Source organism: Pseudomonas asiatica, assembly GCF_040214835.1.
Taxonomy (GTDB): Bacteria; Pseudomonadota; Gammaproteobacteria; order Pseudomonadales; family Pseudomonadaceae; genus Aquipseudomonas; species Aquipseudomonas putida_Z.
Map to the genome: position 1 here is coordinate 1,267,493 of NZ_CP157874.1, position 12,307 is coordinate 1,279,799.

Below are 12,307 nucleotides of genomic sequence, written 5' to 3' on the forward strand. Positions count from 1 at the left end.
ATATGACAGCGCTCTACATGATTATCGGCACCCTCGTAGCCTTGGGTGTACTGGTCACTTTCCATGAATTTGGCCACTTCTGGGTGGCACGCCGCTGCGGTGTCAAGGTGCTGCGCTTCTCGGTGGGCTTCGGCACGCCGCTGCTGCGCTGGCATGACCGCCATGGCACCGAATTCGTGGTCGCTGCGATCCCGCTGGGTGGTTACGTCAAGATGCTCGACGAGCGCGAGGGTGACGTGCCGCCGGCGCTGATCGAGCAGTCGTTCAACCGCAAGTCCGTGCGCCAGCGCATCGCGATCGTCGCGGCGGGCCCGGTTGCCAACTTCCTGCTGGCCATCCTGTTCTTCTGGGTGCTGGCGATGCTGGGTACCCAGCAGATCCGCCCGGTGATCGGTGCGGTCGATGCGGGCAGCCTGGCAGCATCGGCAGGCCTGACCGCAGGTCAGGAAATCGTCTCCATCGACGGCAAGCCGACCAATGGTTGGTCTGCAGTCAACCTGCAACTGGTTCGCCGCCTGGGCGAGAGCGGCACCCTGCAGGTTGGCGTGCGTGAAGAGGGCGCCAGCGCCGAGCGCCAGCTGCAGGTGAAGCTGGACAGCTGGCTCAAGGGTGCCGACGAGCCGGACCCGATCCAGTCCCTTGGGCTGCACCCTTGGCGCCCGGCGATCGTGCCGGTGTTGGCCGAGATCGATCCGAAGGGGCCGGCTGCCGCTGCGGGCCTGAAAACCGGTGACAAGCTGCTGGCCCTCGATGGCGTGGCAGTGAGCGAATGGCAGCAGGTGGTCGATGCCGTGCGGGCCCGCCCGCAAGCCAAGGTTGTGGTGCGTGTCGAGCGCGATGGTGCTGCGCTGGACGTCCCGGTCACCCTGGCGCGCAAGGGCGAGGGCAAGGCGGCCGGCGGCTATCTTGGCGCCGGGGTAAAAGGTGGCGAATGGCCTGCCAACATGCTCCGCGAAGTCAGCTACGGCCCGCTGGATGCGGTGGGTGAGGGCTTGTCACGCACCTGGAACATGAGCGTCCTGACCCTTGAATCGCTGAAGAAAATGCTGTTCGGGGAGCTCTCGGTAAAAAACTTGAGCGGACCGATAACCATTGCTAAAGTGGCGGGCGCTTCAGCCCAGTCCGGCGTGGGGGATTTCCTGAATTTCCTGGCCTACCTGAGCATAAGCCTGGGGGTTCTTAACCTGCTGCCCATCCCGGTTCTGGATGGGGGGCATTTGCTGTTTTACCTGGTCGAGTGGGCGCGCGGTCGTCCGCTGTCGGATCGGGTGCAAGGTTGGGGGGTCCAGATCGGTATCAGTTTGGTCATAGGGGTGATGTTGCTCGCCCTGATCAACGATCTGGGTCGACTATAAAGCTTCGCTCAATTGCGAAACCTGCCGTCTTGTCGCGGCGGGCTGTTTATTGCCAGTTGGAATAAAAGGACTTCATGAAACGTCTGCTGCTAACTGCGGTCATGTCCGCACTGATGATCGCTGAAGTTCACGCCGAGTCCTTCACCATCTCCGATATCCGCGTCAACGGCCTGCAGCGGGTTTCCGCCGGCAGTGTCTTCGGTGCCTTGCCGCTGAACGTCGGCGACCAGGCCGATGACCGCCGACTGGTGGAGTCGACCCGTTCCCTGTTCAAGACCGGCTTCTTCCAGGACATCCAGCTGAACCGCGATGGCAATGTCCTGATCATCAACGTGGTCGAGCGCCCGTCGGTGTCGAGCATCGAGATCGAAGGCAACAAGGCCATCAGCACCGAAGACCTGATGAAGGGCCTGAAGCAATCGGGCTTGGCCGAAGGCGAGATCTTCCAGCGTGCCACCCTCGAAGGTGTGCGTAACGAACTGCAGCGCCAGTACGTGGCCCAGGGCCGCTACTCGGCCGAGGTCGACGCCGAGGTGGTGCCGCAGCCGCGCAACCGTGTGGCACTGAAGATCAAGATCAACGAAGGCACCGTCGCCGCCATCCAGCACATCAACATCGTTGGCAACAACGTGTTCGACGACGAGACCCTGGCGCAGCTGTTCGAGCTGAAGACCACCAACTGGCTGTCGTTCTTCAAGAACGACGACAAGTACGCCCGCGAAAAGCTCTCCGGTGACCTGGAGCGCCTGCGTTCCTACTACCTGGACCGCGGCTACATCAACATGGACATCGCCTCCACCCAGGTGTCCATCACGCCGGACAAGAAACACGTCTACATCACCGTCAACATCAACGAAGGCGAGAAGTACACCGTTCGCGACGTGAAGCTGTCCGGTGACCTGAAGGTGCCGGAAGACCAGGTCAAGTCGCTGCTGCTGGTGCAGCCAGGCCAGGTGTTCTCGCGCAAGGTGATGACCAGCACTTCCGAGCTGATCACCCGCCGCCTGGGTAACGAAGGCTACACCTTCGCCAACGTCAACGGCGTGCCGCAGCCGAACGATGAAGACCACACCGTCGACATCATGTTCGTGGTCGACCCGGGCAAGCGTGCCTACGTCAACCGCATCAACTACCGCGGCAACACCAAGACCGAAGACGAAGTGCTGCGTCGCGAAATGCGCCAGATGGAAGGCGGCTGGGCCTCGACCTACCTGATCGACCAGTCCAAGACCCGTCTGGAGCGTCTGGGCTTCTTCAAGGAAGTGAACGTCGAGACCCCGCCGGTGCCGGGCACCGACGACCAGGTCGACGTCAACTACAGCGTCGAGGAGCAGGCTTCCGGCTCGATCACCGCCAGCGTCGGTTTCGCCCAGAGCGCCGGCCTGATCCTCGGTGGTTCGATCAGCCAGAGCAACTTCCTCGGTACCGGTAACAAGGTGTCCATCGGCCTGACCCGTTCGGAATACCAGACCCGCTACAACTTCGGCTTCGTTGACCCCTACTTCACTGCCGATGGCGTGAGCCTGGGCTACAACGCCTTCTACCGCAGCACCGACTACGACGACCTCGACGTCGACGTGGCCAGCTACGCGGTGGACAGCTACGGTGCGGGCGTCAGCCTCGGCTACCCGATCAGCGAGACCTCGCGCCTGACCTATGGCCTGAGCGTGCAGCAGGACAAGATCAAGACCGGCAAGTACACCGTTGACGAGATCTTCGATTTCCTCGAAGAGGAAGGCGACAACTTCCTGAACTTCAAGGCCTCGATCGGCTGGTCCGAGTCGACCCTGAACAAAGGTGTGCTGGCAACCCGTGGTCACTCCCAGAGCCTGACCCTGGAATCCACCATTCCGGGCAGCGACCTGTCGTTCTTCAAGCTCGACTACCGCGGCCAGCTGTTCAAGCCGATCACCAACGACTACACCCTGCGCCTGCACACCGAGCTGGGTTATGGTGACGGTTATGGCAGCACCTCGGGCCTGCCGTTCTACGAGAACTACTTCGCGGGTGGCTTCAACTCCGTCCGTGGCTTCAAGGACAGCAGCCTGGGCCCACGCAGTACCCCAAGCCGCGGCGAGGCCAACGGTGGCAAGCCAGGCACCATCGCCGACCCGGACCAGGATCCGTTGCCGTTTGGTGGCAACGTGCTGGTACAAGGTGGTGTCGAGCTGCTGTTCCCGCTGCCGTTCGTCAAGGACCAGCGTTCGCTGCGCACCTCCGTGTTCTGGGACGTGGGTAACGTGTTCGACACCAATTGCGGCAACCAGCCGGATTGCGAGAAGGTCGGTTTCTCGGGCATGGCCAGTTCGGTCGGCCTGGGCGTGACCTGGATCACCGCACTGGGCCCGCTGAGCTTCAGCCTGGCAATGCCGGTCAAGAAGCCGGACGATGCCGACACCCAGGTGTTCCAATTCTCTCTGGGCCAGACCTTCTGAGGTCGGCCCTCGCTTAATGACAACGGTTTATCCAGGAGTGCATCGTGCGTAAGTTGACCCAACTGGCCGTAGTGGCCGCGGCGCTGGTCGCCACCCCGGCTTTCGCCGAAATGAAGGTTGCCGTCCTGAACTATCAGATGGCCCTGCTGGAGTCGGATGCCGCCAAGAAATACGCGGTGGATGCCGAGAAGAAGTTCGGCCCGCAACTGACCAAGCTGAAAAGCCTGGAAAGCAGCGCCAAGGGCATCCAGGACCGTCTGATCAAGGGCGGCGACAAGATGCAGCAGCAGGAGCGCGAGCGCCTGGAGCTCGAGTTCAAGCAGAAGGCCCGTGACTTCCAGTTCCAGTCCAAGGAACTGAACGAAGCCAAGGCCGTTGCTGACCGCGACATGCTCAAGCAGCTGAAGCCGAAGCTGGATGGCGCTGTCGAGGAAGTGATCAAGAAAGGCGGTTACGACCTGGTCCTCGAACGTGGCGCGGTCATTGATGTCAAGCCTCAGTACGACATCACCCGCCAGGTCATCGAGCGCATGAACCAAGCCCGTTGATATGACCGTGACCATGACGCTAGGCCAGTTGGCCGAGGCCCTCGGCGCCACCCTCAAGGGGCCCGAGGCGCTGCAGATTACCGGGCTGGCCACCTTGCAGGAGGCTGGCCCAGGTCAGTTGAGCTTCCTCGCCAACCCGCAGTACCGCAAATTCCTGGATAGCAGCCAGGCGGCCGCGGTGCTGCTGAAGGCGGCGGACGCCGAAGGCTTTGCCGGCAATGCGCTGATCGTCGCCGATCCGTACCTGGCCTACGCGCGCATTTCCCACCTGTTCGACCCCAAACCCAAGGCTGTGGCGGGTATTCATCCCAGCGCCGTGGTGGCCGAGGACGCGCAGGTGGACGCCAGTGCCAGCATCGGGCCGTTCGCGGTCATCGAAAGCGGTGCGCGCATCGCGGCTAATGTCAGTGTGGGTGCACACTGCGTGGTCGGTGCCCGTTGCGTGATCGGAGAGGGCGGCTGGCTGGCCCCACGGGTCACCCTGTACCATGATGTGACCATCGGCAAGCGTGTGGTCATCCAGTCGGGTGCGGTGATCGGCGGTGAAGGTTTCGGCTTTGCCAACGAGAAGGGCGTGTGGCGCAAGATCGCCCAGATCGGTGGCGTGACCATCGGCGACGACGTGGAAATCGGTGTCAATACCGCGGTCGATCGTGGCGCGCTGTCGGATACGCGGATCGCTGATGGGGTCAAGCTCGACAACCAGATCCAGATCGCCCACAACGTGCAGATCGGTGAGCACACGGCCATGGCCGCCTGCGTCGGAATTTCCGGCAGCACGCGCATCGGCAAGCATTGCACCATTGCCGGAGGTGTCGGCATGGTGGGTCATATTGATGTCTGTGATAACGTTTTCGTGTCCGGGATGACCATGGTGACCCGTTCGATCACCGAACCGGGTGCCTATTCTTCCGGCACTGCCATGCAGCCACTGGCTGAATGGCGCAAGAGCGCCGCGCGTATCCGCCACCTGGACGACATGGCCAAGCGTCTCCAGCAGCTGGAAAAACGCGTCGATACCGTGACCTCAGGTGGCCAGCCGACATCAGAAGGCTGATACCATTCCCTGAGCAAGAGTGAACAGTCGCTAGCTGGCTCCTCTTTGGACTGCAAAAGGAGCGTGTGGTCAGCACCTGCGCTCCCTATTCTTATTACAGGCTTCCCCCCCGAAATGATGGACATCAACGAGATTCGCGAATACCTGCCTCACCGTTACCCGTTCCTGCTGGTGGACCGCGTGACGGAGCTGGACTACGAGGCCCAGAGCATTCGTGCCTACAAGAATGTCAGCATCAACGAGCCGTTCTTCAACGGCCATTTCCCGGCTCACCCGATCATGCCGGGCGTCCTGATCATCGAAGCCATGGCACAGGCCGCGGGTATCCTCGGTTTCAAGATGCTCGACGCCAAGCCGGCCGATGGCACCCTGTACTACTTCGTCGGCTCCGACAAGCTGCGTTTCCGTCAGCCGGTACTGCCGGGTGACCAGTTGGTGCTGGAAGCCAAGTTCCTCAGCCGCAAGAGCATGATCTGGAAATTCGAGTGCCGCGCCCTGGTCGACGGCAAGCCGGTCTGCTCGGCAGAAATCACCTGCGCGGAACGCTCCCTATGAATTCGATTGATCCTCGGGCCATTATCGACCCGTCGGCCAAGCTGGCCGATGGTGTCGAGGTCGGCCCCTGGTCGATCGTTGGCCCCGATGTGGAAATCGGGGAGGGCACCGTTATCGGCCCGCATGTTGTGCTCAAAGGGCCGACCCGCATCGGCAAGCACAACCGTATCTTTCAGTTTTCCTCGATCGGCGAAGACACCCCGGACCTCAAGTACAAGGGTGAGCCGACGCGCCTGGTGATCGGCGATCACAATGTGATCCGCGAAGGGGTGACCATTCACCGCGGCACCGTCCAGGACCGTGCGGAAACCACCGTGGGCGACCACAACCTGATCATGGCCTATGCCCACATCGGCCACGACAGCGTCATCGGCAACCACTGCATCCTGGTCAACAACACGGCCCTGGCCGGCCATGTGCACGTGGGGGACTGGGCGATCCTGTCCGGCTACACCCTGGTGCACCAGTACTGCCATATCGGTGCCCACGCGTTTTCCGGCATGGGCACGGCGATCGGCAAGGATGTCCCGGCCTTCGTCACCGTGTTCGGCAGCCCGGCCGAAGCCCGCAGCATGAACTTCGAAGGCATGCGCCGCCGGGGTTTCAGCGACGAGGTGATCCATGTGCTGCGCCGTTGCTACAAGATCGTCTATCGCCAGGGCCTGACCGTCGAAGACGCGCTCAAGGAGCTGGACGAACTGGCTGCGAAGCACCCTGAGGTCGATCTGTTCCGTCAGTCGATCGTGAACTCCGCCCGCGGCATCACCCGCTGACATGGCCCAGCTTTGCGTAGCCTTGGTCGCAGGTGAGGCCAGCGGCGACATTCTCGGTTCCGGCTTGATGCGTGCCATCAAGGCACGCCACCCCGACGTACGGTTCATCGGCGTTGGCGGCCCCTTGATGGAAGCCGAAGGCCTGCAATCCTATTTCCCCATGGAGCGCCTGGCCGTCATGGGCCTGGTCGAAGTGCTGGGGCGCCTGCGCGAGCTGCTCAAGCGCCGCAAGCTGCTGATCGAGACCCTGATCGGCGAAAAGCCCGATGTGTTCATCGGCATCGATGCCCCCGACTTCACCCTCAACATCGAACTGAAACTGCGTCAGGCCGGGATCAAGACCGTGCACTACGTCAGCCCGTCGGTCTGGGCCTGGCGGCAGAAGCGTGTGCTGAAGATTCGCAAAGGCTGCGACCTGATGCTGACGCTGTTGCCATTCGAGGCGCGGTTCTATGAAGAGCAGGGCGTACCGGTGCGCTTCGTCGGCCACCCGTTGGCCGACACCATCCCGCTCGAAGCCGACCGCCCTGCCGCACGTGCCGCGCTGGGCCTGGGCGAAGGGCCGGTAGTAGCGTTGATGCCGGGCAGCCGGGGCGGCGAAGTAGGGCGCCTGGGCGCACTGTTCCTGGATGCTGCCGAACGGCTGCGCCAGCAGGTACCGGGCGTGCGTTTCGTGCTGCCTTGCGCCAATGCCGCGCGTCGCGCCCAGGTCGAGCAGATGCTCGAAGGGCGCCAGCTGCCGCTGACCTTGCTCGATGGCCAGTCGCACCAGGCCCTGGCGGCCTGTGACGCGGTGCTGATCGCCTCGGGTACCGCCACCCTCGAAGCACTGCTGTACAAGCGACCGATGGTGGTGGCCTATCGCCTCGCGCCCCTGACCTACTGGATCCTCAAGCGCCTGGTAAAGAGCCCCTACGTGTCGTTGCCGAACCTGCTGGCCCAGCGGGCGCTGGTACCCGAGTTGCTGCAGGACGACGCCACCAGCGAAGCCCTGGCCAACACCCTGGCGCCGCTGGTGGCCGATGGCAGCCAGCAGACCGAAAGTTTCGACGAAATTCACCGCACCCTGCGCCGTGACGCCTCCAACCAGGCGGCCGAGGCGGTACTGGCCTTGCTCAAGGACCGCTGACATGCAAATTGGACTGGACTTCAACCTGGTCGAAGACCTGGTCGCTGGCGTCGACGAAGTGGGCCGTGGCCCGCTGTGCGGCGCGGTGGTGACCGCTGCGGTGATCCTCGACCCGGCGCGCCCGATCCTCGGCCTGAACGACTCGAAGAAGCTCACCGAAGCCAAGCGCGAGGCGCTGTTCGACGAGATCTGCGAAAAGGCCCTGAGCTTCTGCATCGCCCGCGCCGAGGTCGAGGAAATCGACCGCCTGAACATCCTGCACGCGACCATGCTGGCCATGCAGCGCGCCGTGGAAGGCCTGCACATTACACCGAAGCTGGCCCTGATCGACGGCAACCGCTGCCCGAAACTGGCCGTACCGGCGTCGCCGGTAGTCAAGGGCGACAGCCAGGTGCCGGCCATCGCGGCGGCGTCGATCCTGGCCAAGGTGACCCGCGACCGGGAGATGAGCGCATTCGAGCTGATCTACCCAGGTTATGGCATTGGCGGGCACAAGGGCTACCCGACCCCGGTGCACCTCGAGGCGCTGGCACGCTTGGGGCCTACACCTATTCATCGGCGTTCCTTTGCCCCTGTGCGGGCCGCGTGGGATGCACGTGAAGGCGTCACCGACTCCCTGATCTGAGCTATTAGTTCGTTGCTGCAGGTGTCACGCTATCCTCTGTGGGAGCGGCTTTAGCCGCGAACACCGGCGCAGCCGGTGCCATACACCGCGTTGGATTCTTCGCGGCGGTTCGACGCCTCGGTGAACCCGCTCCCACAGGGGCGGCGGTGCGCGCACATTCTTTATTCTCTGGCCGACACCGCAATCCCAAATCCTATCCTCATTTAAGCTACAATCCCGCCCTTGTCGTTCAGCACTGCTACAGGATCTTCCATGTCGGTTCCCTTCGTTCACCTGCGCGTCCACTCCGAATTCTCGCTGGTCGACGGCCTGGTGCGGATCAAGCCGCTGGCCAAGGCGCTGGCCGGGATGAACATGCCGGCGGTGGCGATCACCGACCAGAGCAACATGTGCTCGCTGGTAAAGTTCTACAAGACTGCCATGGGCGCCGGCATCAAGCCGATCTGCGGCGCCGACCTGTGGCTGGCCGCTGCCGACCCGGAAGCACCGCTGTCGCGTATCTGCCTCCTGGCCATGAACCCCAAGGGCTACCGCAATCTCACCGAGCTGATCTCGCGCGGCTGGACCGACGGCCAGCGTAACGGCCTGGTCATCCTCCAGCGTGAATGGATCGCCCCCGCCAGCGAGGGCCTGATCGCCCTTTCCGCAGGCAAGGAAGGCGATATCGGCATGGCCTTGCTGGCCGGCAAGGACGATGAAGCCGAGGCCCTGCTGCAAGACTGGATGGGCATGTTCCCCGAGCGCTTCTACGTCGAAGTGCAGCGTACCAACCGTGCCCGTGACGAAGAGTACGTGCACGCCGCCGTGGCGTTGGCTGACAAGTTCGGCGCTCCGCTGGTCGCAACCAACGACGTGCGTTTCATCAAGCAATCGGACTTCGATGCCCACGAAACCCGCGTATGCATCGGTGAGGGGTGGACCCTCGACGACCCGCGTCGGCCAAGGATGTACAGCGACCAGCAGTACCTGAAGTCGGCCGAGGAAATGGCCGAGCTGTTCAGCGACCTGCCCGATGCCATCGCCAACACTGTCGAGATCGCCAAGCGCTGCAACATCCAGGTGCAGCTGGGCAAGTACTTCCTGCCCGACTTCCCAACGCCCAACGGCATGGGCATCGATGACTACCTGCGGCATGTGTCCCACGAAGGCCTGGAAGAGCGCCTGGCGGTGCTGTGGCCGAAAGAGACCACACCCAATTACGAAGAGAAGCGCCAGGTTTACCTGGACCGCCTGAAGTTCGAACTGGACATCATCATCCAGATGGGCTTCCCCGGTTACTTCCTGATCGTCATGGACTTTATCAAGTGGGCCAAGAACAACGACGTACCGGTTGGCCCGGGCCGAGGATCGGGTGCCGGCTCGCTGGTGGCGTACGTGCTGAAGATCACCGACCTCGACCCGCTGGCCTACGACCTGCTGTTCGAGCGCTTCCTCAACCCTGAACGTATTTCCATGCCCGACTTCGACGTCGACTTCTGCATGGATGGCCGTGACCGGGTGATCGACTACGTGGCCGAAGCCTATGGCCGCAACGCGGTCAGCCAGATCATCACCTTCGGTACCATGGCGGCGAAGGCGGTGGTGCGAGACGTGGCGCGGGTACAGGGCAAGTCCTACGGCCTGGCCGACCGCCTGTCGAAGATGATCCCCTTCGAAGTGGGCATGACCCTGGAGAAGGCCTACGAGCAGGAAGAGATCCTGCGTGACTTCCTCAAGGGCGACGAAGACGCCCGCGAGATCTGGGACATGGCCCTGAAGCTCGAGGGCGTGACGCGCGGTACCGGCAAGCACGCCGGTGGTGTGGTCATCGCCCCGACCAAGCTCACCGACTTCTCGCCGATCGCCTGTGACGAAGAGGGCGGCGGCCTGGTAACCCAGTTCGACAAGGATGACGTCGAGGCTGCCGGCCTGGTGAAGTTCGACTTCCTCGGCCTGCGGACCCTGACCATCATCAAGTGGGCGATGGAGATCATCAACCGCGAGCAGGCCAAGAAGAACCTGCCCGACGTCAACATCGACTTCATCCCGCTGGACGACCGCAAGACCTACGAGCTGTTGCAGAAGGCCGAAACCACGGCGGTGTTCCAGCTTGAATCGCGTGGCATGAAGGAGCTGATCAAGAAACTCAAGCCCGACTGCCTGGAAGACCTTATCGCACTGGTGGCGCTGTTCCGCCCGGGCCCGCTGCAGTCGGGCATGGTGGACGACTTCATCAACCGCAAGCACGGCCGCGCCGAGCTCGCCTACCCCCATCCGGACTACCAGTACGAAGGCCTGAAGCCGGTGCTGGCACCGACCTATGGCATCATCCTGTATCAGGAACAGGTGATGCAGATCGCCCAGGTGATGGCTGGCTATACTCTCGGCGGCGCCGACATGCTGCGCCGTGCGATGGGTAAGAAGAAGCCCGAGGAGATGGCCAAGCAGCGCGGTGGTTTCATTGAAGGTTGTGCCAACAACAATATTGATGCAGACCTGGCTGGTAACATCTTCGACCTGGTGGAAAAGTTCGCCGGTTACGGCTTCAACAAGTCCCACTCCGCCGCCTATGGCCTGGTTTCGTACCAGACCGCATGGCTGAAAACCCACCACCCGGCGCCGTTCATGGCTGCGGTGTTGTCGGCGGATATGCACAACACCGACAAGGTGGTGGTGCTGGTCGAGGAAGTGCGCAGCATGAAGCTGCGCCTCGACGCGCCCGATGTGAACTTCTCCGACTTCAAGTTCACCGTCAACAATGACGGGCGCATCGTCTACGGCCTGGGCGCCATCAAGGGCGTCGGCGAGGGCCCGGTGGAGGCGATCGTCGAGGCCCGCGCCCAGGGTGGCCCATTCAAGGACCTGTTCGACTTCTGTGAGCGCATCGACCTCAAACGGGTCAACAAGCGCACCCTCGACGCGCTGATCCGCAGTGGTGCGCTGGACCGCCTGGGCCCGCACTTCCATGACGAGATCAAGGCCTACCACGCCAATATCGACATCAACCGTGCAACCCTGCTCTCGGCGCTGGGCGAGGCCATCAAGGCTGCCGAGCAGGCCGCCCACACAGCTGACAGTGGCCACGTCGACCTGTTCGGCGGCATGTTCGAAGAGGCGGATGCCGACGTCTACGCCAACCACCGCAAGGTGCGCGAACTGACCCTCAAGGAACGCCTGAAGGGCGAGAAGGACACCCTCGGCCTGTACCTAACCGGGCACCCGATCGACGAGTACGAGACCGAGATCCGCCGCTTCGCCCGCCAGCGCATCATCGACCTCAAGCCGTCACGCGAAACCCAGACCATCGCCGGCATGATCATTGCCCTGCGGGTGATGAAGAACAAGAAGGGCGACAAGATGGGCTTCGTCACCCTGGACGACCGCTCCGGGCGCATCGAGGCGTCGCTGTTTGCCGATGCCTTCATGGCGGCACAGTCCTTGCTGCAGACCGATGCCATGGTGGTGGTCGAAGGCGAGGTCAGCAACGACGATTTCTCCGGTGGCCTGCGCCTGCGGGTGAAGCAGGTGATGACCATGGAGGATGCGCGCACCAAGCTGGCCGAGAGCCTGCGCCTGAAGGTGGCACACGAAGCGCTCAAGGGCGACCGGCTGAAGTGGCTGGGCGAGCTGATTACCCGCCATCGCGGCGCTTGCCCGATCACCCTCGAGTACACCGGCAGCGACGCCAAGGCCATGCTGCAGTTCGGTGAGCAGTGGGCGATCGACCCGGCCGATGGGCTGATTCAGGCGCTGCGTGACCAGTTCGGGCGTGAGAACGTCTTCCTGCAATATCGTTGAACCGACAAAAATTTAATCTCGACCTGAATGCGCCTGATCCCTTAAGGTAGGGC

9 protein-coding genes are annotated in these 12,307 nt (G+C 62.8%); all 9 read left to right on the forward strand.

Annotation, left to right across the window (positions count from 1 at the left end; translation table 11 throughout):
- Positions 1-2 precede the first annotated feature (2 nt).
- The 9 genes from rseP (at position 3) to dnaE (ending at position 12,254) form a co-directional block, all read left to right on the forward strand.
- Complete coding sequence (gene rseP, locus ABNP31_RS05800; protein WP_085587702.1) at positions 3-1,355, forward strand: RIP metalloprotease RseP; 1,353 nt, start codon at positions 3-5, stop codon at positions 1,353-1,355.
- Between the two features lie 74 nt (positions 1,356-1,429).
- Positions 1,430-3,790, forward strand: coding sequence for an outer membrane protein assembly factor BamA (gene bamA, locus ABNP31_RS05805; protein ID WP_025337978.1), 2,361 nt, complete (start codon positions 1,430-1,432; stop codon positions 3,788-3,790).
- A gap of 44 nt (positions 3,791-3,834) precedes the next feature.
- A complete protein-coding gene (locus ABNP31_RS05810; RefSeq protein ID WP_015269197.1) occupies positions 3,835-4,338 on the forward strand; it encodes an OmpH family outer membrane protein in 504 nt (167 codons plus the stop codon).
- A gap of 1 nt (position 4,339) precedes the next feature.
- Positions 4,340-5,395: a UDP-3-O-(3-hydroxymyristoyl)glucosamine N-acyltransferase gene (gene lpxD / locus ABNP31_RS05815; RefSeq protein WP_013971258.1), complete on the forward strand. Its 1,056-nt coding sequence runs from the start codon at positions 4,340-4,342 to the stop codon at positions 5,393-5,395.
- Positions 5,396-5,509: 114 nt separating this feature from the next.
- Positions 5,510-5,950, forward strand: a complete 441-nt coding sequence (gene fabZ / locus ABNP31_RS05820; RefSeq protein ID WP_004375427.1) for a 3-hydroxyacyl-ACP dehydratase FabZ — start codon at positions 5,510-5,512, stop codon at positions 5,948-5,950.
- Positions 5,947-6,723, forward strand: coding sequence for an acyl-ACP--UDP-N-acetylglucosamine O-acyltransferase (lpxA, locus tag ABNP31_RS05825; protein ID WP_025337980.1), 777 nt, complete (start codon positions 5,947-5,949; stop codon positions 6,721-6,723). The genes fabZ and lpxA overlap by 4 nt, the downstream gene beginning before the upstream one ends.
- 1 nt (position 6,724) lies before the next feature.
- Entirely contained in the window at positions 6,725-7,852 is a 1,128-nt protein-coding gene (lpxB, locus tag ABNP31_RS05830) for a lipid-A-disaccharide synthase (RefSeq protein WP_085665690.1), read from the forward strand.
- A 1-nt stretch (position 7,853) separates the two neighbouring features.
- Positions 7,854-8,477, forward strand: a complete 624-nt coding sequence (rnhB, locus tag ABNP31_RS05835) for a ribonuclease HII (RefSeq protein WP_013971261.1) — start codon at positions 7,854-7,856, stop codon at positions 8,475-8,477.
- A gap of 252 nt (positions 8,478-8,729) precedes the next feature.
- Positions 8,730-12,254, forward strand: coding sequence for a DNA polymerase III subunit alpha (gene dnaE / locus ABNP31_RS05840; protein ID WP_350013086.1), 3,525 nt, complete (start codon positions 8,730-8,732; stop codon positions 12,252-12,254).
- Positions 12,255-12,307 lie beyond the last annotated feature (53 nt).